Source organism: Sellimonas catena (genome assembly GCF_027924685.1).
GTDB classification, from domain to species: domain Bacteria; phylum Bacillota; class Clostridia; order Lachnospirales; family Lachnospiraceae; genus Sellimonas; species Sellimonas catena.
Map to the genome: position 1 here is coordinate 80769 of NZ_BSBO01000005.1, position 23388 is coordinate 104156.

A 23388-nucleotide genomic window follows, 5' to 3' on the forward strand; every position below is an offset into this window, starting at 1 on the left:
TTCCCTGTCTGCCTATTCAACTGCTTCGCTGATAAACAGGGATGTTAAAAATACAAATACATATGCCTGAATGAATCCGTCAAAAAAATCAAAATACAGATTAAATGGTACCGGAAGCAAAATCGGACAGATAATCTCGACCAGCTTCATGACCACATAAGATCCTAATACATTTCCGAAAAGCCGCATACAAAGCGAAAGCGGCCGGATACCAATCTCCAGTATATTGATTGGAAGCATAATGGGAATCGGCTCAGCAAAACTTTTCAGCCACCCCTTTGTCCCTTTCTGGTGAATCCCGGAATATTCGATCAGGATGATACTCATAAGCGCCAGCGCAATCGTCACGCCCATATCCTTTGTCGGCGGGACGAACCCGAATACCCCCATGATATTGGCAAGTCCGATATAAAGGACAATCGTAATCATGTAAGGAATATAGCGTGCTCCGTGCTCTCCCAGCAGATTATAAAAGAAATTGCGGAAAAATAAATATCCGGCCTCAAGAGCAAGCTGCTTTTTCCCCGGATTTTCCACTTTTAAGTTCCGCACCAAAATAATAGAAAGTAATACAAGAACCGCCATAACAATCCATGTCACAACGACGGATTCATAGATCGGAAGCCCATCTCCGACCGGTATCGTGAACATAATTTTACAGTTCAGTTCTTCCATTAATTTCTCTGATAAACTACCCGTTTTGCTCCCTCCTTTTCTTTTTCATATCGTGCTTACTTTACTCCTCCATATTTGAAAAGTCAATATCCGATCCAACAATAATCCATAATAAAAAGTTAGTTTTTTGTATATTTTTACTATGGTTTTTGTTAATTTTTACTGCTATTTAGCAGATATCTTTTCTCATATATCTCCAATATGCCGCAAAAAGTCCGATCAAAGCGTAGATCATGCCAGAAAACCGGTTCCGGTTCCAATTCCCCAGCCGGAATGACGTTGGCACCATCTGCATAAGCATAAGGAGTGATATATTTTACAAATCGCCGGAGTCCCTGACATGAATATTCCAATGGTACAGCTGTTACGAAAAATCCAATAAGAAAAGCCAGAACGGAAGGCTTTTACTCCATCTCCGTTCTGGCTGTCTTTAATTCTTATAATCTCTTCATCAGTTCTTCGCGTTCTTTTTCGTATCCCGGTTTTCCGAGAAGGGCAAACATATTTTTCTTGTATGCCTCTACGCCCGGCTGATTAAATGGATTTACGCCAAGAATATATCCGCTGACGCCGCAGGCAAATTCAAAGAAGTAGAACAGTTCTCCAAGGTAGAATTCATTCTGCTCCGGAATATTTACCATCAGGTTCGGTACATTACCGTCTGTGTGAGCAAGTACTGTTCCGTTCATTGCGCTCTTGTTTACAAAGTCAACGGTCTTTCCTGCAAGGTAGTTCAGGCCGTCAAGATCAACCGGTTCTTCTCCGATGATCACTTCTTCTCTGGATTTCTCTACATTCAGTACAGTCTCGTACATGATGCGGCTTCCGTCCTGGATGAACTGTCCCATGGAGTGAAGATCTGTTGTCAGATCCACAGACGCCGGGAAGATACCTTTCTGGTCTTTTCCTTCGCTTTCTCCATAGAGCTGTTTCCACCACTCGGATATATAGTGGAGACTTGGCTCATAGTTTGCAAGTACTTCCACTGCTTTTCCTTTTGCGTGAAGAATATTTCTAACTGCTGCATACTGAAGTGCATCGTTTTCCTCAAATGGAAGCTCCAGTGCTGCCTTTCTTCCGGATGCTGCTCCTTCCATAAGCTTTGTAATGTCAGCTCCGCTTGCTGCGATCGGCAGAAGTCCTACCGCTGTCAGAACAGAGAAACGTCCTCCCACATCATCCGGAACTACAAAGGACTCATATCCTTCTTCTGTAGCAAGATTTTTCAGTGCTCCTCTTGCCTTGTCTGTCGTAGCGTAGATACGCTTTGCTGCTTCCTCTTTTCCGTATTTCTTTTCCAGCATCTCTTTGAAAATGCGGAACGCGATCGCCGGCTCAGTAGTCGTACCGGATTTAGAAATAATATTTACAGAAAAATCTCTGTCTCCGATCACTTCAATCAGATCATGAAGATAGGTGCTGCTGATGCTGTTTCCTACAAAGTAGATCTCAGGCGTCTTACGTGCCTCTTTGGAAATATTATTATAGAAACTATGTCTTAAAAATTCGATCGCAGCTCTTGCTCCCAGATAGGAACCGCCGATTCCGATTACAAGAAGCACATCGGAATCTCCTTTGATCTTCTCAGCCGCTTTCAAAATTCTGTCAAACTCTTCTTTATCATAATCTACCGGAAGGTCGATCCATCCAAGGAAGTCATTTCCTGCTCCTGTGCGCGCAAGCAGCTTGTCCTTCGCCGCCAGTGCAATGTCTTTCATAGACTCCATTTCATGTTCCTTGATAAACAGATCTGCTTTTGAATAGTCAAATGTTACCTTTGCCATCACTTTACCCATCCTTTCTATCATTATATATAGGTATAAATTACTAGGTATATTTTAGCAAAAGGCATTCTATTAATCAAGTTAAAAACTCGGCAAGGATCTGGCGTATCATTTCCTCATCCTGCCGCCGCTTTTCTTTCCGTTCCTCCTCCTCTTTCGCTTTCTCCTGCTCTTCCTTCATCAAAGTAACAAGCTCCGCCTCTATTTCCTCGCCTTTGCCTTCCTCCCCGACTTCCGTTTCCTCCGGAGCAAATTCCATCAGATTTTCCTCTAATGGCACTTTCTCTTCCTCTTCTTTTGCAGAAAACACAACAGCATTTTCTTCTGACTTTTCTTCTTCCATCACGCTTTCTTCCTCTTCCGTCCGGAAATTTTCCTCTGTTTCCTCCATCCGGGTTATCTTTTCATATTTACGTGCATATGTATTTTCCAGGAACTCTATCATATAGTTTTTTGCCGCTTCCAGCTGGTAGCTTTCATCTGTGACCATCCTGAGCGCAAACAAAAGCAGCGCTCCCGCAATACCGGCTGCCGCATACTGCCCCACATTTTCCAAAGGTGCATCCTGGGTGTATGCTGCCGCTGCCCCTGCCGCTCCAAATACCAGGCAGCCCCATGCCGCCGCTTTTTCCATCTGCCGCCAGCTGTGCAGTTTTATCCACAGTACTTTGTATTCATACATATATTTATCCACAAACGCCCGGATATTCTGCACCTTATCACTCACCATGCATGCATGTTCAAATTTGGCCCGGACAAGCTTCATCAGCGGGTGCAGGCTTTTTCCCATCCTTCCCGCCTCCCGCACCAGTCGCCTGAGTGTCAGACTTACAATGATCTTGCTGAAGATTCCCAGTATACACATCACTCCGACTGCGTAAAATAACACCCCATGTTTCCATACTGCTTCCAACATAAAAAGAGCCTCCTCCATTTTTTTGTTTATCCCAAGTATAACTGAAAACTACGGAAAAAGGCTCTGTAACCGTTCTACATATTTTTTATGCCGCCCTGCAAAACCGGGCGGTTTTTGACGTTTTTTCGCTCTATTATTTCTTGATTTCCGGCACCAGCGCCTCAATCAGCCTTACACTATGGCGGATTGCCGCCGCTTCAAAGGCCGGATAGTCTACCGATGCACTGTTGTCAGCTTTATCCGAAATTGCCCGAATGATGACGCACGAAATTTTGTTAAGGTAAGCCGTATGCGCGATCGCAGCCCCCTCCATCTCCGTGCATTTTGCGTCAAAAAGACTGATCAGCTGCTCTTTCTTCTCACTTGAAGAAACAAACTGGTCTCCGCTTACAATCCTTCCTGTCCATGTACGGATATCCGGATTCGCCTTTTCATTGACCTCTTTTGCCAGTTTCACCAGCTTTTCATCTGCCGGAAACGAGAAAGTATCCATCTGCGGGATCTGACCCACCGGATCTCCAAATGTGCTTGCATCCATGTCATGCTCTACTGCGTCTGTTGAAATCACAATATCTCCGATATCAATCGCTGCATCCAGAGATCCCGCGATTCCTGTATTGATAATCACATCCACTCCAAACCGGTCCACAAGAATCTGCGCACACACTGCGGCATTGACCTTGCCAATCCCGCTCCTTACTACGACAACTTCTTTCCCCGAAAGTTTTCCTCTGCAAAAAGAAAGAGACGCCGCCGAAACAACCTCTTCTATTTCCATGCTTTTCTTTAATTCTGCAACTTCATCTTCCATTGCTCCGATAATTCCAATCATGCTTTCGACCTCCTTTTCCTCACAGTATAACAAATTTTTGTATGTATACCTAGCATATTTTTTCTTTCTTTGTTATAATTCTTTTTCGGAAGGGAAACAGAAACGGAGGAATCAATATGAAGTACAGGCCAACTGGCGTATGTTCAAAAGAAATTGAATTTGATCTTGACGATCAGCATCGTATTCACAACGTTGTTTTCACCGGCGGCTGCAACGGCAATCTGCAGGGAATCGCAAGCCTTGTTGAAGGCATGGAAGCGAACGAAGCGATCCGCCGCCTCTCGGGCATTAAATGCGGCTTTAAAAGCACCTCCTGCCCGGATCAGCTTGCTCACGCACTTCAGGCCGGACTAGCTAATAAATAATAAATAAGGGCAAAAAAAGATTCCGCTGTTCGGGATACACTCCCGTCATGCGGAATCTTTTCTTTTGCCTACATAGAAACATTACTGTTCATTTTCGAAAAGATCTATGATATAGGAAACGCATGGTTCCCTATATCATAAGCACTAACCGAAGAAAGCCGGTTAAGAAATGACACGGAAGAGCTATTGGGGCTACTGCTCCATTGGTGTTTCCTGCCCTTTCGGGCAGTAGTTTGGGTTTTCTCAATGTAAGGACTAAAAGATAGTAAAGCCGTAGGGCTTCCTTTTTTCATTTTTTTGTATGGAGCAGTAACCTCAATAACTCTCCCGATGACCATTTAATCTTTTCTGCCTGTAAACAAATCATTCCATATTCAATTTTCTTCTTCCTGTTAGATGTAAAGACCGCCCGTTGCTGAGCTGCTCACATCTGAGTTTGCGTAATGTACGCTTCTGACACGGTAATAATAACCTTTCGGCACTGTCAACGTCTTGTAAGACGTGATTGCAATAGCATTATTTTTAGTAGATGTCCACGAAGTATAATGTTTCCATGATCCATTTACCTTACGCTCTACAAACACATCAATACTAACTTCTGAGACAACTTTCTGTGCAGTAGTACTTCCTCCTGCTGTAATTTTTCCGTCACCAGGTTTAGTGATCTTAGAATAACCACTCTGAAGGTAGACTCCTCTTGGCTGTACCATAATGTACCCAATCTGCTCAGCGCTCTCCTCAGCTGCGCTTACCATCTGGCCGGATACTCCGAATACAAGCAGTACCGCTGTCATCATTGCCGCTGCCTTTGACAACAACTTTTTTCTTTTCATATTTTTGCTCCTCTACTATATAGACGCACGAACTTCCAAAATCTTTCGCTTTTTTTCAAAAAAAGTGGAGATTTTCCAAAATTTTTTCAAATTCGTCTTTTTCAATGATCCCGGTTAAGATATAAGTAATGTCCTTATATTCAAATTCTGCCGAAAATTCCTGCTGATTTGATGCTTCTATCAGATATTCTGTTACATGAATTTCTGTATCTTCCACTGTTTTAATATATTCATCTATAATTGTGTCTTCAATATCATAGCCAAATGAAAAGTTTTGATAAACAGGAGCGATATTATAAGTAAATATATTTTCCCCATACTGATAGTAAATTGTAGCCGCTAAAAATTCTGGCTCTAAAGTATAATCTACCATTTCCATATCGATTGGCCTATAAACTAATCTAACTGCATCAAACCCAAATTCATTTTTAATTTTTTGAAACACTTTTTCTTCTGTGATTTCTTCCTGCTGAGTAACATCTGTATCATCGCTTTCAGAGTTAATATTTGTTGTTTTTCTCCCTCCCAGTATTCTGTCCACTGTCTCGATCACAACCCCCCCATCACCAAAACTCGTTATCCCTACCCCAAGCACTGCGATAAGTGCCACGGCCAGGGCAACGATCGTCTTTTTCCTTCGTTTTCTCACGCGTACTTTTGGGGTCTGGCTTCCCTGTGCCGTTTGTATTTCGGAGTGACTTTCAGGCTGCCTTTCTTCTGCGCCTACCGCCAGTTCCAGTGACTCCGGGGCGAGTTCTTCGGAGAATTCTTCCCGCGCCTTCTCTTCCCGGCGGAGCTGCAGTTCTTTTCCGAGGCGCAGGGCCTCCTTATCTGCTTCTGACAAATTTTCATATGCTTTTCTCTGCCGCCGGATTTCTTCTGCCTGTTTCCATATTTTATTTTTTAGTTCCGGATCCGGCCCTGATTCTGTCAGAGGTGGATCCTGCTCTACTTCTTCTTTTATCCGTGCTGACTCTTTCTCCAGCTCTTCCTGCAGGAACTCTTTCATGAGTTCATCTTCTTTTTTCATTTCGTCCCCCTTTTTTTGCGTTTTCTTTCCTCCGACTTGACCTTTATTTCAATTCTGTTTAATATAAATAATCATAAAAGCATTTTCGGAGGCATGCCATGAAACGTATCATTTTAACCGGCGGCGGTACTGCCGGGCATGTTACACCAAACATCGCCCTTCTTCCCCGCCTGAAAGAACTTCAATATGACATTCACTATATCGGGTCTTATAATGGAATTGAAAAAGATCTGATCGAACCTTTTCATATTCCATACCACGGGATTTCTTCCGGCAAGCTGCGCCGTTATTTCAGCATGAAAAATTTTACGGATCCGTTCCGTGTATTAAAAGGATTTTATGAGGCAAATAAGTTAATCAAGACATTGAAGCCGGATGTGATCTTTTCCAAGGGCGGTTTTGTCAGTGTACCGGTTGTCATGGCCGGCAAGCGGAATCATGTCCCGACTATCATTCATGAGTCAGACATCACGCCTGGTCTCGCCAACAAGCTTTCCATGCCGTCGGCGACAAAGATCTGCTGCAATTTCCCGGAGACATTAAAGAATCTTCCGGCAGACAAAGCGGTGCTCACAGGCTCACCGATCCGGCAGGAACTGCTTACAGGCGATAAGGAGGCAGCAAGGAAATTCTGCCATTTCACTTCCCAAAAGCCTGTTATTCTCGTGATCGGCGGAAGCCTCGGCGCTGCTGCAGTTAATCAGGCTGTGCGGAACATTCTTCCAAAACTTCTGGAAAGCTTTCAGGTGATCCATCTCTGTGGAAAAGGAAAGCTGGATGAGTCTTTGACCCGGGTGGAAGATTATGCACAGTTTGAATACATTCAAAAAGAACTGAAAGATCTTTTTGCGCTGGCCGACATTGTCATTTCCCGTGCCGGTGCCAATGCAATCTGTGAGCTTCTGGCTCTGCGTAAACCAAATATCCTGATCCCGCTTCCTGCAAACGCCAGCCGCGGAGATCAGATCCTCAATGCCCGTTCCTTTGAGCGTCAGGGATTCAGCATTGTCCTGGAAGAAGAATCACTTACAGACGAAATTCTTCTGGATACTGTCCACCGCCTGTATCAGGATCGTGATACATATACAAAGGCAATGAGCGATTCCGGCATGCAGAATTCGATCGAGACAATTATTGATCTCATTGTCCGGGCTTCGCAAAAATAGTGTTCCATAAAAACTCTGAAATCAAAAAATAGGTGTCGAATCGGCACCTGTTTTTTTATATTATTTCATTTCTCTGTAATCTGCCTCATATTTTGTTTTCATCCACTTCTTTGCTCTGAACAGCATTGACTGGAATGCCTCCAGACGGATACCCATCTCTTCTGCGATTTCTTTCTGTGGAATTTCCAGCACAAACGCGCGGACAACTGCATCATACCATCTTGGATTGTGCTGATACAGCTCTTCCAGCATCGTACTCGTCAATTCTGTTTCTTTTCTGCGGCGTTTCCGCATGAAAATCAGCTCATCCGGACCTGGTACTTCCTCGCCCATCTGTGCCACCAATCCCTCATCATCCAACAGCATCTCCAGTTTCCGCCTTCTCATCTGGCTGCAGGCCAGACGATAAGCGGTTGTGCGAAGCCATGACTCAATCGCGTTCTTGTTTCTGATCTTTTCATAACTGATCAGTAAATTCACAAAAGTGAGTTGGGTAATCTCATCGGCATCCGTCTCATTTTCCGAGTAATACTTTGCTGTTCTCCAGACAATATTTACATATTTATCATAGATATCATTAAATAGTATTTCATCCATATGAGCTTCTTACGCCTTACCCTCTTGTTATTCCCTGTTTTACTCTTCGCTGATTCTGGAAAGTATCTCATTCTTCTGTTCCTCATCAAGCTGTCCCATTTTCCAGCCAAGACCTACTTTATCTCCTTTGTATCTTGGAATCAGGTGCATGTGGAAATGGAATACGGTCTGTCCTGCCGCCTCTTTATTGTTCTGTACGATATTATAACCATCGCATCCAAGAATCGGCGTAAGCTTTTTCACCATCTTTTTAGCAAGCACAAGTGCTTTTGCAGCAATCTCATCATCCAGCTCATAAAGGTCTGCATAGTGCTGTTTCGGAAGAATCAGGGCATGTCCTTTCGATGCCGGACTTGCATCTAAAATCACGCGGAAATCTTCATCTTCATAAAGCGTCGCAGTCGGAATATCTCCGTTTGCAAGTTTACAGAAAATACAATTATCGTCTCTCATATCTCATACTCCTTTACATTGATATTTGAATATTGCCTCCACCAGTGCTAAACTAGAAAGCATCGAACTGTTTAGAAAGGTGGGAAATTCCTATGTCTTTTACATCCGATGAGATGCAGCGTCTTCAATCCTATGTAAATCAGGATGCTGAAGCGTCTGCTCTGTTTCAGAAACTGCTCCATTCTCAGGATATGGAACGTCACAAAATCTGCCACGAAATCCGCAATCCCCTGACTCTTCTTTCCGGCACGCTGCAGCTGATCGAATCCCGGCATCCCGAGGTCCGCTCCTTCGAGTACTGGGACTCCCTTTGCCAGGATCTGGAATACATGATGCATCTTCTGGAAGAGTTTTCACTGTTTAACAACAGCAGCTCTCTTCATCCGGAAACTTTTTCGTTCCGGAGCTTTATGGAAAAACTGGTCCTCTCCTTCGCCGCGTCCTGCGCCAATACGGAGATTGAATTTACTTCCCTGCTGGAAGATCTTCCTGTCATCACCGGAGATCCTGTCAAACTCCGTCAGGCACTTTTAAATCTTTTAAAAAACGCCGTGGAATCAATCCACGGTTCCGGGTCCGTCAATCTGAAAGCCTGGTTCCATGACAGCCAGATCCATATCCGGATTCAGGATACCGGCTGCGGCATATCCGAAGAACAGCTGAAGGAAATCTTTACACCGTTTTTCACTTCCAAATCTTCCGGAACCGGTCTGGGGCTTCCTGTCGTTCAGAATATCATTCTCGCACATCATGGAACAGTATCCGTGGATTCCCGCCCCGGATTTGGAACGACTTTTGAGATCACTCTCCCGGTACATCCCGGGCTTTCCGGAGATCCAAAGTGATTGTGCCGATACGGGACATGGCATTGATCCATGTCCCGTATACCGACTCTCTTATTCCCGTAACACATACCTGTTGTCGGCAGTTTTTTGTTATATACATTAAGTCTAGCGCAACCTGCCGGCTCTTTCAATACTTTTTTCTGCAGTCAACATTCCGTTGCTCTCTCAATATATCATCCTGAGGTGCTTCCATGCCACGTCCGAATAGACGTTTCACAAACCCCCAGCCTCCTATTTTCTCCTTTATTACATCCCCGACCGGTTTCTCCTCCAGTCCCCAGTCATCATATTGCTCCTCTTCTTCATCATCTTCATATTCATCTCCATATTCATAAAGATCTTCTTCATAATCTTCCTCTTCCGCTTCTTGATCCTCGTATTCTTCTTCCTGATTATTTAAAATTTCCTCAATCACCTGGCAGATCTGATAATTTTCCGCGAGCGTCATTTTATGGAGGGCATAGGAAATATAAATCCCGGAACGATCCTGATAATCGGTCTCTCTGACAAAAAATTCTGTCAGTTCATGAAAACTTTCCGCGATTCCCTGTTCATTGGCCGGATAATAGCAAAAATAATACCGGCCTTTCTCACAGAAAATACTTCTCGGGTCCAGCAGCAACTGATTCGGGCTTAACAGATAGTCTCTCATTTCTTCCATAACCGCCAGCAGATCTTCGATAATCGCTATAATCATTTCGTAGGTAACCGGTCCTTTCTGCGTCAGAAATTCCAGTGAATGTTTTCCCTGGATTTCATACTCATACCGGCTTCTTCCGTTTACTCCACGCCCTTTCACCTGCAGAAGTCCGCAGATTTCATTATTTGCCAGCATTTTCAGCTGATAGTCCGATTGATAAAATCTGTCTGATTCGACAATAAAATAGGATGTATTCAGGTCTCTCCGGTATCCGATTTTCAGGTTCCTGTTTCTGCTGCCTTTTTTAGTTTCCTCATATCCCGGATCTTTCTCTCCGGCTCGACAAGTGCTACTTTTGCTTCGACTGTAATCTTCATTCTTTTCCTCGATGCTTGAGCTGAAATCCACACATACTCCTTCTGACATTCTACTTCTACCTCTGCTTTCCGAAAAAGAATCATCTTTCCGGAAATTCTTTCTTTCCATAATTGTTGTATTTCTTCTTTCTGAAAAGGCGGTTCTTTTTTCTGCTTTCTTCCCGCAATCACCGCGGTCTCATAAGCGGTTCCTGTTAAAATATTTTTATCATGGTAGTAGAAAACCGCCATGATGACCCCATAAGTCAAAAGCAGAACCGCCGAGACGAGAACTGCTGCTTCCACAGTAAAACTGCCACTCCATTTTTCTTCTACCATCCGATCACTCCCAAATATCCGGCTGTCAAAAAGGGGAGAAACGGGAATGTATCTTTATATCCGCCATTTTGCAGTACTACTTTTCCCAGACTCCAAATCCCTGCCGCAAAAAAGGCAATGCTCAAAGCGGCTGCCAGTTTCCAGATTCCCATATACACACCCAGTACAAAAATCATCCAGCTGTCTGCAAACCCGAGCGCTTCATCTGTACATTTGCTGACGATCAGAAATGCACTGCCGGCCAGAGCACCCCAGACATAAATCCAGGTTCCGCTTCCGATTCCTATAAGCCGTGTCAGCGCTGCCAGCGCGCTTCCGCAAAGCAGAAGCCATCTCGGAACCGCACGGATGCGGATATCATATGCCGAACAAACTGCCTGAAAAATTAAAAACAAGGCATTGCAGATTTTTATTTCCCACACTTTGAGCACGCTCCTTTCCCTGCTGTCTCCGAAACCGGAACCGCGTAAATCTTTCGCTTCAGACCGCTGCAGGACATGGACGTGTGATATTTACTTCCGTAGTCCGTGACATATACTCCCATTCCTGCCACATTTTGTCCGCATCTTTCACAAGGATAATACTTCCCGCCCGACGCATTTCGCAATTCCTCCAGCCTGGAGTACGGAACCATATGGATCGACAGATCCAGATAGGAGCAGTGGTAGTCCTGATGATACACTACCCCGTTTTCTGTCACATACACAATCTTCTGCTCCGCCTGGACAGGGATAGACGATTCATAGCCGCACCACCCTTTTATCCGGATGCTCTCTTCTTTTTCTACATTGAAGATTCCAAATACCGGAACAGGGATCTCCACCGTATACGATGTGTTCAGATACAAAATCTGATTCATAAGATCCACGTAGGAACTGCTGCAGTCAATCCCGGAAGCACCTCCTTTTACCATGCTACGCTCCAGCCGTTCTGTGCTGACTTCCTCCCGGATATCCTCCTCCAGTTCTTCTGTACTGACAAATGGATTCAGATAAGCCTGTTCCGCATATTTTCTGCCCGCATACTGCATCCCCGCCCGGATATTTGTCTGTACTGCCATCACCTCAAACAAGTATAAAAAGGCCAGTACCGCAAACAGGAAAAGAGGAACCACAAAGGCTGCTTCCACAGTCATACTTCCTCCAGAAAAGGAGGTAAAGACAGGTGCCTTTAAGGTACACTTCTTATTTCGTGGGGAAAGCTGCTTCCATCTATGAAGCGAATCAGAATCTGTCTCCTTTCTATATATTTTAGGGTCTGAAAATTCGTTGACCATGGTTTGTATGTAGTTTAAATCACCTGAGTTGTCACAAAAAGGCACCTCGCTTTACCTCCTTTCTGTATATCAGACTGATCTGTCAGATATGAAATAAGAACTGTTTTCACAGATTTGTTATTGATATGCATAATATGTCGAAAATTGGTACGTAATTCCTCTTCTGAGTCTGCATGTACTTTGAATCCTGAGTTTTGTAATACAGGCATCGGCCTGAAAAAACGGACAGTCCAGCCGCATCTTCATATTCCATTCAATCAGATCCAGCATCCGGAGCCGCAGCGTTTCTTTGGATTCCAGAAGAAACAGCATCTTCATGTAGTCATCGTACCCGAATCCGCTTTCTCCGGCTTCACTAGCTCCGGAGTCTTCTTTTGTCCCAAGCTTTAGCAGGCCTGAGAGACTCAGCTTCCATGTCTCTTTACTCTTGGCCGCCGGCACCTTTCCCCCGGCAGTCAGTGTCCGAAGATCCATCACGCTCTCCCCGTATGCCCAGGCCATCAGGATGATCTGGCAGACTACATCCGTCAGTTCCGGATTTCCCATCAGGGTACTTACTACACCGGCCAGCACTTTTGCTTCCGTCTTCTTCGTCTCGTCTGTCTGAAGATAGAAATAATTCGGTGCCATTCGGAGATTTCGGATTTTATCCAGTACTTCCTGCAGATTTTCCATGTCATCTGTATTTCCGCCGATCAGGTATTCCTGTTCGTATTCCAGCGGACGATTTTCTCCCGGACTGATATAGCTTCCAAAATGCTCTGGAATATAGGCAATAAAATACAACTTTTCGTTTCCCGTTTCTTCTGTGGCAGGTACATCTCCCTTGCCTTCCCGTCTCTCCCGCCCGGAAATTCCCGGAGTTCCTTCCACACTTTTCTGTGAAATGGTCCGGTCTTTCGGCAGAACAATCTCCGTCAGTACTTTCCTTTTCAGCTTCTGCAAAATCCCCAGCGGATTTTCCGTCTCCTCCCCGCTTCCTTCGGAAGAGCCTTCCGATGTCCCGTGAGATGCCAGAATCTCATCCATCTTCTTTTCTGTCTCCTCTTCCTGCTGCTGATACTTTTCGGCCTCTTCTTCCTGTTTTTTCGCCTCATCTTCTTTCCCGGTCAGATCCTTGATAATATCGATTCCGAACCTGTTCTCCATATATCTGCAGACCTGATCCGCGAACTCCCGGCCTTCTCCGTCACTCAAAAAGCGGACGGCTTCCACCTGACTCTCTCCTGCAACCGCTCCATATACGGTTATACGGTTCAATACTCTTTCTTCCGAATAATTTCCTGTCTCGTACGTACCGTCCAGTCCGAAAAGATCATACTCTTCCAGAAGTTCCTTCTGATACTCCGCAAACAATGATTCCACCGCCCGCTCCGTGTCCGCCCGCCTGATATTCTTTGATGTCTGAATGGACGCACTCTCTAAAATCCCGGCTGTAAACGTCAGCAGAATCAGGATCAAAAGGCTCATCATCACTGTCAGCTGTGCATCTTCTTTCTTTTTTCCGGCCGGAATCATGTTTCTAAATCTTTCCGCTTTCACTTGTAATTTTATTGAAAATCGTCTGAACGAGCTCTGTCAGCTGGGTCTTGAAGATAATGACAAGTCCGATCAGTACAACGAGAATCAATATGATTTCCACCACTCCAATTCCACTTTCATCTTTCAGACATTCTTCTATCCTGTTCCAAATTCGTCTTGCATTCATCTGTAACCACAACATTTTGCAACCTCCTTTGTTTCCTGTCTTTGGATTCCTTCAAATTCCCATGCTCCAGAAGGCCGGTACAATAACAATGACCAGTACCACTGCCAGCATCATGATCATCGGCACGAGAAGTTTCGTTCCCGTCTCCTCGCCCTTTCTCTTTGCCCGCGCTTTCCGGTCCTCAAAGGCATGAACTGCTTCCAGACTGAGCAGTTCTGTAATACCTCTCGTTCCTTTTCTCAGATTCTGGGAAAGAAGAAGTCCAAGTCGCATATATTCCTGTATCTGACACCGTTTTCCGAAATTCTCATATCCTTCTCCTTCCGGTACACCTCCCTGCATTTCAAAACATGTCCGCATCATCTCCTCATAAGCCGGCCGTTTTCCCCCGGTCTCCCGTCTTTCCTGATAGTTTTCCACAATCTTGTACCATGCTCCTTTCACAGTCATCCCTGCACCAATCAGCAGGGAAAACTGTTCCAGAATCTCCGGATAATCTCTGAGAAGCTGCTCTTTTCTGGCTCTTGCCGCATCATTTACCTTCTGCCTTCTCCATGCAGCGGCCGCCACAAAGACCAGCACTCCCATTCCCATCACCTGATACCCGTTGACGGTTGACCGGTATCCCCAGGAAACCTTTCTTCCCGCAATTTCATCCGGAAGATACAGCGCTTCGTCCTCCCTGCTGATTTCGTTCTCTGAATCCACCATCTGCTCCAGAGCTTCTACGATCTCATCCGGATTCCGAAGCTTCGGCGGATACAGCGTCACTGTTATATCCCTCGTCCGCTCTACTGCTTCATCCGCTCCCTGATCAAAGCTTAAAACAGCTGTCAGCTGAACCCCGATTCCTTCTTTCGGGATTTCCTCCTTAAGACTTCCGTCTATACTTATGTACTGATAATCGTCCAGCGTCCATTGAACGGATACCGGATAATCCGGAAGAGAAGTCAACAGATTCAAATCTGACGTAACATGCTCCAGATCCTGATTCTCTCCCAGAATTCTCTTTTCCAGCTTCTCTGCCTCGTCCATAAGGATTTTTTCTGCCTCCTCTTTCGTATATCCCTGCTCATCCACCCGGATCTGAATCGGGATATCTTCATCCACTCCCTCGACCGTCGCAAACACCGTTTCATTCCGGCTTCCGCCGCCTTTCTGATTTCTTCCAATCTTCCCGTCTTTCACCGGCCTGTCCTGTCCCGTCCATATAAAAACGGCCACGCTGATTGTGTTGACAAGAAAGAAAAACCAGATTCCCTTTCTGATCCGCTTTCTTTTTTCCCTGTTTCTTATCTTCCCTTTTCCTGTTTTCCAAAGCAGGACCAGCAAAATTAAATATGCTGCTCCGGTCACTGCTATTGCTTTTATGTCCATCCTCTCACACCTCAATCTGTATCATACGAAACCCGGTTCCAAATGCTGCCAGATATAAAACGAGACATCCTGTCATGACCGCCCTGCCCGGGACTCCCTGATAAAGAACTTCCATAAATTCCGGAAAGCTGAGCATCATATAGGCGATCATTCCAAATGGAATTACTGCCATGACAAGAAACTCCATCTTTTGGGCGGAGATTACAGTTTCGATTTCCTGATTCAGCTCCTCCTTCTCCTGAATCTGAGAAATTGTCTGCCGGATCACTCTTGCCATATTTCCCCCGCTCTTTTTTACAGTCGCAGTGACCGTAACAAAATTTCTGACATCCTCCTGATCTATCCGTTCGGAAAACTCCTCCAGGATCCGCTCTACTCCAATATTCATCTTCATCTGCCGGATCATATAATTCCATTCCTTTAAGATCCGGTCCTGCTCCCGGTACATGATCCGCATTTCCTTTCCCGCTTCCAGCAGAGAATTTTCCAGAGAATATCCCACATTTAAGGCGGCGGACACCGACTGAAGCGCATCCAGAAACTGTCTTGTAAATTCTCTTTCTTTTCTTCTTAATTTTTCCTTTTCCCAGACATACAGAAATGTTCCTCCCACCGGGAGCAGAAGTACCAGTGCCGCCACTGTGGACCGGTAGAATAAAAGCGCTGTCAGCCCGGCCGCTCCCACGGCTCCAAGGCATCCTGTCAGATATTCTCCCTTTCTAATATCCTGCCGCCAGCAGTTTTTCTTTTTTCTGTAATTCCTCTTTTTTAACAAGACTTCCCCTCACTTTCCCGTGGCTGCTTCCTTTCTCCTGAAACTCATACAGTGTATGCATCTGTATTCTGCCTTCCTCATATCCAGTAATTTCAAGAATCTCAAGGACCTTCCGGGTCTTGTCCCGCATCCTTCCAAGATGGATGATAATATCAATCCCGGATGCTATCTGTCTTTGTACCGCTTCGATCGGAATCTCCATCCCCATGAGCACCATGGTTTCCAGCCTTCCTATCATATCCTTTGGACTGTTTCCATGACCGGTACTTAAGGAACCGTCATGCCCCGTATTCATAGCCTGCAGCATATCGATCGTCTCTGCGCTTCGCACCTCACCTACAATCACGCGGTCCGGACGCATCCGAAGTGCCGTCCGGATCAACTCACGGATATCAATTTCTCCTTCTCCTTCCATGTTGGCATTCCGGGCTTCCAGCCTTACGAGATTGGGCAGAGACTGTAATTTCAGTTCCGCGTTGTCCTCGATAGTAATAATCCTCTCGTCCTCCGGTATAAACTGGGAGAGAGCATTGAGAAATGTCGTCTTTCCGGAACCGGTGCCGCCGCTGATAAACATGTTGTACTTTGCCTTTACAAGCTTTTCCAGAAATTCCGCAGCTTCTTTGGAGATACTTCCCCAGGCAATCAGCCGTTTCATCGTAATTCCTTCTTTCGGGAATTTCCGGATTGTAATAATCGGACCGTTGAGCGCCACCGGTGGAAGCACCAGGTTGACCCTGGAGCCGTCCGGAAGCCTTGCGTCCACGATCGGTTCCGCCTCATTGACTGTCCGGTTGCAGCCGGAGGCAATCTGCTGCGCGATATCTTCCAGCTTTTTCCGGGATACAAATCTTTTTTCATACTGATAAATCTCTCCTCCCTTTTCCACAAAAATATTTTCCAGTCCATTAATCATGATCTCAGTGATCGACTCGTCCTCCAGAAGTTCCTGGAGAATATCCAGCTTTCTGAATGCATTAAACAGATCTCTACCAAATTCCATCTTCATCCGGAGCGGAATGTACTTGTCTTTGGTATACTCTTCCAGCACCTGATAAATCAATTCGACCAGTTCGCCATCTTCGATTTCTCTCGACAGATCCAGCTTCGCCATGACCTGCTCCTGCAGCTTTTCCATATGCAGTGTTCTTATCATACTGTAATGCCTTCTTTACACATATTTCCGGCTCCCCCTTCATCTCTGTCATCCGCGCCTTCTGTCGCAGCTTCCTGCATCCCATCAGTTCCAGTGTGTCAAAAAACTGCTCCAGTTTCCGCTCTTCGTCCTCGTCTTCGATATAGGGAAGGTACCACTCATCACACATCTTCAGAATTTCAAACAGGCCCTGGACACTTTCACTGAGATCGAGGATCATATTTTGATACGGACCTTTCTTCAGGATCTGAAGAATCAGAGAATTCCAGTCCTCCCATGCCACCTCTTTCAAATCCCGGCTCACCGGTATCGGATCAAGAACAGCAAGTCCTTCCTGATCCTGCACCATAGATGTCAGACGCAGCCCCAGATGATTCTGCTCCTGGCGGGAATAATAGAGAAGATCCGCCAGAGATGCGCTCTTTTCTTCCCTGTGCATTCCCCATCCGGGATATTCCTGCATATTAATATAAAGTGTCTCTTCATCTCTGGACAGCTCATATCCGAGCGCCCTCGCAAAACGTGTTTTCCCGATTCTGTGAATAGGAGAATAAACGACAATCAGACGCTGATTATCTCTGCGCGGCACCTGAAACAGGCCTGCACGGTCGTGATCCAGGCATACTTCCATGATCCTGGCAAAAATCTTATGGACGGACTGGTATTTGTAGACCGGGACCTCCTCTTCCCCCACCTCTGCTCCTTCCTGACTTGTCAGCACAAATCTTCTGGCAGCTCTGCTTGTCTGCCTCTTCTCGTAGGGAATCTCATCCCCGATCAGCAGAAGTTCTGCTTCCTGAAACTCCTCCAGTCTTTCTTCCTGCTCAAAAGAGGTGCAGACCTGTACCTGAAGATCCAGCTCTTCCCTGTCGGCAATCATATCTGCAAGCCGCAGTACATACAACTCCTCTTCTCCGCATATAATCATTTGTCTGTTCATGAATCATTACAGCCGATTCGGCTCTGATATAGATAAGCGCTTTCCCGACGCTTTTCAAATAAGACTCCGGGTGATCCGGATAAAACAAAAGAATTTTGTTTTGTGATATGCATTATAGACCGGTTTAAGAGTTTTGTCCACCGGTTTTTTTCATTTCCCTGATCTTTGTGAAACTCTCACAAAATTTCCCAGCATACAATGCCATAAAGGAGCGCAACCCCAGGAAGTCCAAGGATTCCGCCTGTCAAAACAGTAAACGGATTTAATCCTACGGCAACCGGTATTTTCTGAGAATCCAGAAACTGATTCACAAAAAAGATAACAGCCGCCCCAAGAACAGCCCGGACAATAAAGTTGATGATGATCTCGATTCCCTTTTCTTTCATCTCATACTCCCTGTTTCTTTTAGTACATTCTATTCTTCCAAACTGGTATTTTATTCCTGTTTTTGTACATACTATAACTATAACTTTAGGAAGGAAGGGATATCATGCCAACAAACACGAATCACCATTATGAAGCCGATGTTTATCTCAGAAGTTCTTATTCTGATCTTATAACGGAGATTGCACTTGTCAGGAAGGAGATCGAAGCTGCCGACAATCTCTTTCAAAACGCCTCTGATCCGGATTTGATTGACAGCTATATTTTTCAGGGGAATGCCGCCCGTAAACGATACAGTTTTCTTATCAAGCAGGCCAAACGAACCCCTGCATTAACATAGGTCCATCGAAAAAGGGACGTCAAAAACAACGTCCCTTTTCGCATAATTATTTCTATTCATCCGGTTATCATCCTGCATACCGGCAGAGCTTTTCTCCTGACAAAAATGATGTAAATCGCACATGCCGGTCCATCCAGCTGCCCATTACCCCTACACTTTTCCCCATTGTAAATGCCGCCAGAATCGTTCCGGCTCCCAATCCATCCAGATGTCCCAGAAAAATTCCTGTCATTCCGGCAGTCACAGCCAGACAGATAACATCAAAAGAAATTTTTATTTTCGAATACGTGATTCCTGTAATCTGCTCCATCTCCCGCGGGAAAAGGTCCGTCGGCACAATCGGAAGACGGCATCGGTTTGACAACGCGATTCCGAAACTGATCAGAAGATAACTGACAACAAAATAGATGACACGCCAACCGGTTGTCTCCGGCAGAATATGAATCCATAATTCATGAACGTCCAGTAATTCTCCGAACACGAATCCCACCACAAAGCTGAAAAGATATTCCGGGACAAAGCGTTTCCTCAAAATCATAAGGCTCAGTATCAGAAGCCCTTGAAACAGATAGGTCCATGTCCCAAGTGAAAGATGCGGAAAGACCTCCGAAAAAGCAAACGGCACACTGGAGATAGCAGATATTCCGGATCCGGAATACAACATCAGTACTACTCCAAACGTATTCATAATAACAGCCGCCACAAGTGCCGCTTCTCCTCTCCACACCGGTTTCTCAGCTTCCATCTGTTTCTCCCTCATTTTTTCTTTCCTCCTCATAAGATATCCTTGCACTTTCCATCCATTCAGTTTAGTATGGAGATAAATGGTTCGCAAATGAATAATTTTATATAAATTATAAAATTTTTTTATGATTTAGATGATACCGTTATGGAAGGGAAGGACGTGCCTGTATGAACTTATTTTATCTACGTTACTTTGTCACCCTGGCGCATGTACAGCATTATACAAAAGCAGCAGCGCAGCTCTGTATTTCACAGCCAAATTTAAGCCATGCAATCGCACAGCTTGAACAGGAGCTTGGGGTTCCCCTCTTTGAAAAAAGCGGGCGAAATACAACACTCACCCGTTTTGGCGAAGAATTCCTTGACTGCGCAGAACACACATTATCTACTCTGGATGCCGGAATGGAATCTATCCGACGCAGTGCACGGGGCGAAGGGCTGATCCGCCTTGGACTTCTGCGGACGCTGGGAGTCGAGTTTGTCCCTCGTCTGGCATCTGCCTTTTTAAAAGCACACCCCGATCTGGATCTCCAGTTTACCTTTCATACCGGGGTGACACAAAGCCTTCTGGACGGCCTTTCAAAGCGGAAATATGACCTGGTCTTCTGTTCTCAGCCGCCGGACAGACTGAACTTCACAGCGGTTCCGGTACAGAAGCAGGATCTTGTTCTGATTGTCCCAAAAGGACATCCGCTTGCCTCCCGCCATACTGTTGACCTGGCCGAGACAGCTACCTACCCACAGATCTTTTTTGATAAAAGCTCAGGTATCCGTGCCGTGGTTGATCAGATGTTTTCCGACATAAACACAGAACCAAAGATCGCCTACGAGACAGAAGAGGATCAGGTCATTGCCGGGCTGACTGCACAAGGCTTTGGTATTGCAGTCGTACCTTATATGGATTTACTCTTAAAGCTGGATCTCAAGATTCTGCAGATCAATACCCCCGCATGTGAACGAAATCTTTTTATGGTAAACGACAGCCGCATCTTTCTGCCGCCATGCGTGCAGCATTTTCGACAGTTTGTACTTGACAGTACTGTCCTCCCCGGGCAGGAACTCATCTAGTTTTTTTATAGTTTCATCAGTATTTCGCATAATGAATAAAGAGGGGCATCCGGATTCCCTGGAATCTCAGAATGTCCCTCTTTATAGATACTTCCTGATCAGGAAGCAGAATTTATAATTTAATCTTTACTTCCCGGCCTGTCCGGTGATACTGATAGTATCTTACTCCTGCTGAATCCATCATCCGTTTTGATGCAATCACAGAGGCGGTGTCCTCATACTTGTCACAGTCATAAATTACTTCTTTAATGCCTGCCTGGATAATGGCTTTTGCACATTCATTACACGGAAACAGGGAAACATAAATCTTGGCTCCCTTCAAGCTGCCTCCTCCATAATTCAGAATGGCATTCAACTCGCTGTGGACCGCATACACATATTTGGTCTCCAGCGGATCATCCCCCTCCCTGGCCCACGGGTACTCATCATCGGAGCAACCATTCGGCAGCCCGTTATAACCCATAGAAAGGATTTTATTATCCTGGCTCACAATGCAGCATCCTACCTGGGTATTCGGATCTTTGGAACGCATGCCGGACAGCATGGCAATTCCCATAAAATATTCGTCCCAGGACAGATAATCTTTTCTCTTGGCGTTCATTTTATCACCTTCCTGCTATTTGGTTCCGAAGATACGGTCTCCTGCATCTCCAAGCCCCGGTACAATATATCCATGTTCATTCATCTTTTCATCAAGCGCCCCAACATAAATGTCCACATCCGGATGATCTTCCCGAAGCTTTTCCAGTCCTTCCGGTGCTGCAAGTATACAGAGGAATGTCATATTTTTTACCCCTTTTTCCTTCAGCATGGTGAGCGCCTCGGAACTGGATCCGCCTGTAGCAAGCATCGGATCTACCACGAAGACCTCTCTTTTATCGCAGTCTGACGGCAGCTTGCAGTAATATTCTACCGGCTGCAATGTCTCCGGATCTCTGTAAAGACCGATGTGGCCGATCTTTGCCGCCGGAATCATCTTCAGAATTCCTTCCACCATTCCAAGGCCGGCACGAAGTATCGGGACAACAGCAAGCTTTCTGCCCGCCAGCTCTTTTCCTGTCATCTTGCAAATCGGCGTTTCAATCTCCACATCCGCAAGTTTCAGCCCTCTTGTCGCTTCATAGCACATCAGCATGGAGATCTCCTCAATGATCTCACGGAATTCTTTTGTTCCAACCTCTTTGCGGCGGATATAATCAATTTTATGGCGAACCAGCGGATGGTCCATTATATGTACTCTTCCCATTTTTCCTTTGCCTCCATATTCAGCTTTCTAGCCAGTTTTCTCATATAATTTTCCAACTCCATATAGGATTCCTCATATTCCTCCAGAGACTTTCCGTACATGGACTCCACTTCCTTTTCTTCTCCGATATATTCACCCAAAGTGAAGATGTTGCTGTGGAATCCATACTCTGTAATAATTTTTCTCTTCTGCGCTTTCTCCATTGTCAGAATCAGGGTATCCGGAGTAATATCTTTCTCCTCAAAAGGCAGGGCCTCATGCTCTGTCGTGTCCACACCATTTCTCCGCATGATTTCCTCTGCTTTCGGATTTAACGGCTCCGGAAACAGTACGATCATGCCCCTGGACTGAATATCATATTCCTGCAGAAGAATCTGCCTCTGCAGAAGGCGCTCTGCCATCGGGCCTCGACAGTTATCATCCTTGCTCACAAAAATGATCTTCCGGTATTCCTGCAGCTTGATAATCTCGGAGGCAGGAATCCGCTTGTGGCCTGCCGCTTTTAATAGACGATTCATAATGGCGGTGTCGATTGCTTCTCCGAAAAAACCTTCACTGTAGATAATATCCACGCCTTCTTCGTCAAATTCCCTGAGAATTCCATACAGATTTTTCGTGATTGTCCGACGGTTTTCCCTGCTTCCGATACTTTTCACGGTTCCGTATGTATACTGACTCATCGTCTCCGCAGTAGCAATAATACCGATCCGGTATCCTTCTCCATTTTCTTTTTTCCCAAACATCGCCTTATCATATGCGAGCTGTTTGATCGCAAGAACTGTATCTGAAGGCTTCCCCTCGATCAGAATCATCTGCGCTTTCGGTGCATAATGACGGTATTTCATACCAGGAGCCTTTGGAGCCTGGCTGCTGTTCTCCGAAATCAGGGTCTGATCCATCCTGACCTCACCAATCACCTCTTCCAGCATTTCTTTCGTGACTGCACCCGGTCTTAGAATCATCGGCGGCACACAGGTCATATCCAGAATGGTGGATTCCACTCCAATATTGACACTGCCTCCATCCAGAATCATATCGATCTTTCCGTCCAGATCCTCCGCAACATGCTGTGCAGTCGTAGGACTCGGGCGCCCCGATGTATTTGCGCTCGGTGCAGAAACATAACCTCCGCCTTTCCGGATCAGCTGCAGCGCAATCTCGTCGTCCGGCATACGCACCGCAACCGTGTCAAGTCCTCCCGTCGTTCCGTACGGTACTCTTTCGTTTTTCTTCAAAATCAAGGTAAGCGGGCCCGGCCAGAACTTATCAACAAGCGTTCTTGTTCCTGCCGGAATTTCTTCCACAATTCCATCCAGTGCATCTTTCTCTGCAATATGTACAATCAGTGGATTATCAGAAGGTCTGCCTTTTGCCGCATATGTTTTTCTCGCCGCCTCCTCATCAAGCGCATTCGCCCCCAGGCCGTAAACGGTCTCCGTTGGAAATGCGACCAGGCCTCCCTGCTTTATGATTTCTCCCGCTGTTTCCATGATCGTTTCATCGATCTGCATTCTGTCAATTTTTTCTATTCTTGTTTCCATAA

General features: G+C 45.5%; 28 protein-coding genes. 5 read left to right on the plus strand and 23 right to left on the minus strand.

Annotated features, from left to right (window positions below; translation table 11 throughout):
• Nucleotides 1-12 precede the first annotated feature (12 nt).
• The 4 genes from Selli1_RS03700 to Selli1_RS03715 all read right to left on the minus strand — a co-directional run bounded on the left by Selli1_RS03700 (nt 13) and on the right by Selli1_RS03715 (nt 4207).
• Nucleotides 13-675, minus strand: a complete 663-nt coding sequence (locus Selli1_RS03700; protein WP_087166578.1) for a F0F1 ATP synthase subunit A — start codon at nt 673-675, stop codon at nt 13-15.
• Nucleotides 676-1112: 437 nt separating this feature from the next.
• Nucleotides 1113-2462 (minus strand): glucose-6-phosphate isomerase, encoded by a 1350-nt coding sequence (locus tag Selli1_RS03705; protein ID WP_281872335.1) that lies wholly within the window; start codon nt 2460-2462, stop codon nt 1113-1115.
• Nucleotides 2463-2535: 73 nt separating this feature from the next.
• On the minus strand, nt 2536-3375 hold the full coding sequence (locus Selli1_RS03710; protein ID WP_281872337.1) for a hypothetical protein: 840 nt from the start codon (nt 3373-3375) through the stop codon (nt 2536-2538).
• A gap of 133 nt (nt 3376-3508) precedes the next feature.
• Nucleotides 3509-4207, minus strand: a complete 699-nt coding sequence (locus Selli1_RS03715; protein WP_118637151.1) for a 5'-methylthioadenosine/adenosylhomocysteine nucleosidase — start codon at nt 4205-4207, stop codon at nt 3509-3511.
• A 116-nt stretch (nt 4208-4323) separates the two neighbouring features.
• Between Selli1_RS03715 and Selli1_RS03720 the strand changes: the two genes are divergently transcribed.
• Nucleotides 4324-4572: a TIGR03905 family TSCPD domain-containing protein gene (locus Selli1_RS03720; RefSeq protein ID WP_281872339.1), complete on the plus strand. Its 249-nt coding sequence runs from the start codon at nt 4324-4326 to the stop codon at nt 4570-4572.
• A 392-nt stretch (nt 4573-4964) separates the two neighbouring features.
• Here Selli1_RS03720 and Selli1_RS03725 read toward each other — a convergent pair whose 3' ends face one another.
• Nucleotides 4965-5405, minus strand: a complete 441-nt coding sequence (locus tag Selli1_RS03725) for a DUF6147 family protein (RefSeq protein ID WP_281872341.1) — start codon at nt 5403-5405, stop codon at nt 4965-4967.
• A gap of 55 nt (nt 5406-5460) precedes the next feature.
• On the minus strand, nt 5461-6249 hold the full coding sequence (locus tag Selli1_RS03730; protein WP_281872343.1) for a DUF4367 domain-containing protein: 789 nt from the start codon (nt 6247-6249) through the stop codon (nt 5461-5463).
• A gap of 284 nt (nt 6250-6533) precedes the next feature.
• On the opposite strand from Selli1_RS03730, the gene Selli1_RS03735 reads away from it, so the two are divergent.
• Nucleotides 6534-7601 carry an undecaprenyldiphospho-muramoylpentapeptide beta-N-acetylglucosaminyltransferase gene (locus Selli1_RS03735; RefSeq protein ID WP_281872345.1) on the plus strand — a complete coding sequence of 356 codons (1068 nt, stop codon included), beginning with the start codon at nt 6534-6536 and terminating at the stop codon, nt 7599-7601.
• A 60-nt stretch (nt 7602-7661) separates the two neighbouring features.
• Here Selli1_RS03735 and Selli1_RS03740 read toward each other — a convergent pair whose 3' ends face one another.
• Together Selli1_RS03740 and Selli1_RS03745 are read right to left on the minus strand one after the other, a co-directional pair.
• Nucleotides 7662-8198, minus strand: coding sequence for an RNA polymerase sigma factor (locus Selli1_RS03740; RefSeq protein ID WP_281872347.1), 537 nt, complete (start codon nt 8196-8198; stop codon nt 7662-7664).
• Between the two features lie 39 nt (nt 8199-8237).
• Nucleotides 8238-8651 carry an HIT family protein gene (locus tag Selli1_RS03745; protein ID WP_087166570.1) on the minus strand — a complete coding sequence of 138 codons (414 nt, stop codon included), beginning with the start codon at nt 8649-8651 and terminating at the stop codon, nt 8238-8240.
• A 92-nt stretch (nt 8652-8743) separates the two neighbouring features.
• Between Selli1_RS03745 and Selli1_RS03750 the strand changes: the two genes are divergently transcribed.
• On the plus strand, nt 8744-9496 hold the full coding sequence (locus Selli1_RS03750) for a sensor histidine kinase (protein WP_191433433.1): 753 nt from the start codon (nt 8744-8746) through the stop codon (nt 9494-9496).
• Nucleotides 9497-9623: 127 nt separating this feature from the next.
• Here Selli1_RS03750 and Selli1_RS03755 read toward each other — a convergent pair whose 3' ends face one another.
• The 11 genes from Selli1_RS03755 to Selli1_RS03805 form a co-directional block, all read right to left on the minus strand.
• Nucleotides 9624-10526, minus strand: coding sequence for a DUF6382 domain-containing protein (locus Selli1_RS03755; protein WP_242958855.1), 903 nt, complete (start codon nt 10524-10526; stop codon nt 9624-9626).
• On the minus strand, nt 10415-10831 hold the full coding sequence (locus Selli1_RS03760) for a TadE family protein (protein ID WP_087166567.1): 417 nt from the start codon (nt 10829-10831) through the stop codon (nt 10415-10417). The genes Selli1_RS03755 and Selli1_RS03760 overlap by 112 nt, the downstream gene beginning before the upstream one ends.
• Nucleotides 10825-11253 carry a prepilin peptidase gene (locus Selli1_RS03765; RefSeq protein WP_162610109.1) on the minus strand — a complete coding sequence of 143 codons (429 nt, stop codon included), beginning with the start codon at nt 11251-11253 and terminating at the stop codon, nt 10825-10827. Before Selli1_RS03765 ends, Selli1_RS03760 begins: the two co-directional genes overlap by 7 nt.
• The gene (locus tag Selli1_RS03770; protein WP_281872348.1) at nt 11241-11966 is read right to left on the minus strand and encodes a pilus assembly protein; all 726 of its coding nucleotides are present in this window, start codon (nt 11964-11966) and stop codon (nt 11241-11243) included. The genes Selli1_RS03765 and Selli1_RS03770 overlap by 13 nt, the downstream gene beginning before the upstream one ends.
• Before the next feature lie 258 nt (nt 11967-12224).
• Nucleotides 12225-13625: a DUF5702 domain-containing protein gene (locus tag Selli1_RS03775; protein ID WP_204864339.1), complete on the minus strand. Its 1401-nt coding sequence runs from the start codon at nt 13623-13625 to the stop codon at nt 12225-12227.
• A 4-nt stretch (nt 13626-13629) separates the two neighbouring features.
• Nucleotides 13630-13830, minus strand: a complete 201-nt coding sequence (locus Selli1_RS03780; RefSeq protein WP_330616860.1) for a Flp1 family type IVb pilin — start codon at nt 13828-13830, stop codon at nt 13630-13632.
• A gap of 36 nt (nt 13831-13866) precedes the next feature.
• Nucleotides 13867-15192 carry a type II secretion system F family protein gene (locus Selli1_RS03785; RefSeq protein ID WP_281872349.1) on the minus strand — a complete coding sequence of 442 codons (1326 nt, stop codon included), beginning with the start codon at nt 15190-15192 and terminating at the stop codon, nt 13867-13869.
• Between the two features lie 4 nt (nt 15193-15196).
• A complete protein-coding gene (locus Selli1_RS03790) occupies nt 15197-15967 on the minus strand; it encodes a type II secretion system F family protein (protein ID WP_281872350.1) in 771 nt (256 codons plus the stop codon).
• Nucleotides 15912-17072: a TadA family conjugal transfer-associated ATPase gene (locus Selli1_RS03795; protein ID WP_242958858.1), complete on the minus strand. Its 1161-nt coding sequence runs from the start codon at nt 17070-17072 to the stop codon at nt 15912-15914. Before Selli1_RS03795 ends, Selli1_RS03790 begins: the two co-directional genes overlap by 56 nt.
• Nucleotides 16957-18063 (minus strand): P-loop NTPase family protein, encoded by a 1107-nt coding sequence (locus Selli1_RS03800; RefSeq protein WP_242958839.1) that lies wholly within the window; start codon nt 18061-18063, stop codon nt 16957-16959. The genes Selli1_RS03795 and Selli1_RS03800 overlap by 116 nt, the downstream gene beginning before the upstream one ends.
• A gap of 176 nt (nt 18064-18239) precedes the next feature.
• Nucleotides 18240-18449, minus strand: coding sequence for a pro-sigmaK processing inhibitor BofA family protein (locus Selli1_RS03805; protein WP_087166560.1), 210 nt, complete (start codon nt 18447-18449; stop codon nt 18240-18242).
• Between the two features lie 104 nt (nt 18450-18553).
• Between Selli1_RS03805 and Selli1_RS03810 the strand changes: the two genes are divergently transcribed.
• Nucleotides 18554-18787: a YaaL family protein gene (locus Selli1_RS03810; RefSeq protein ID WP_087166559.1), complete on the plus strand. Its 234-nt coding sequence runs from the start codon at nt 18554-18556 to the stop codon at nt 18785-18787.
• Between the two features lie 67 nt (nt 18788-18854).
• On the opposite strand, the gene Selli1_RS03815 is transcribed toward Selli1_RS03810, so the two are convergent.
• Nucleotides 18855-19547 carry a DUF6198 family protein gene (locus Selli1_RS03815; RefSeq protein WP_281872351.1) on the minus strand — a complete coding sequence of 231 codons (693 nt, stop codon included), beginning with the start codon at nt 19545-19547 and terminating at the stop codon, nt 18855-18857.
• 152 nt (nt 19548-19699) lie between these two features.
• On the opposite strand from Selli1_RS03815, the gene Selli1_RS03820 reads away from it, so the two are divergent.
• Entirely contained in the window at nt 19700-20599 is a 900-nt protein-coding gene (locus Selli1_RS03820) for a LysR family transcriptional regulator (protein WP_281872352.1), read from the plus strand.
• Nucleotides 20600-20711: 112 nt separating this feature from the next.
• Here Selli1_RS03820 and Selli1_RS03825 read toward each other — a convergent pair whose 3' ends face one another.
• The 3 genes from Selli1_RS03825 to Selli1_RS03835 are packed head-to-tail and all read right to left on the minus strand — an operon-like array spanning nt 20712 to nt 23386.
• A complete protein-coding gene (locus Selli1_RS03825; protein WP_087166557.1) occupies nt 20712-21200 on the minus strand; it encodes a deoxycytidylate deaminase in 489 nt (162 codons plus the stop codon).
• A 15-nt stretch (nt 21201-21215) separates the two neighbouring features.
• Nucleotides 21216-21845, minus strand: a complete 630-nt coding sequence (upp, locus tag Selli1_RS03830) for a uracil phosphoribosyltransferase (protein WP_281872353.1) — start codon at nt 21843-21845, stop codon at nt 21216-21218.
• Nucleotides 21827-23386, minus strand: a complete 1560-nt coding sequence (locus tag Selli1_RS03835) for an L-threonylcarbamoyladenylate synthase (protein WP_087166910.1) — start codon at nt 23384-23386, stop codon at nt 21827-21829. Before Selli1_RS03835 ends, upp begins: the two co-directional genes overlap by 19 nt.
• Nucleotides 23387-23388 lie beyond the last annotated feature (2 nt).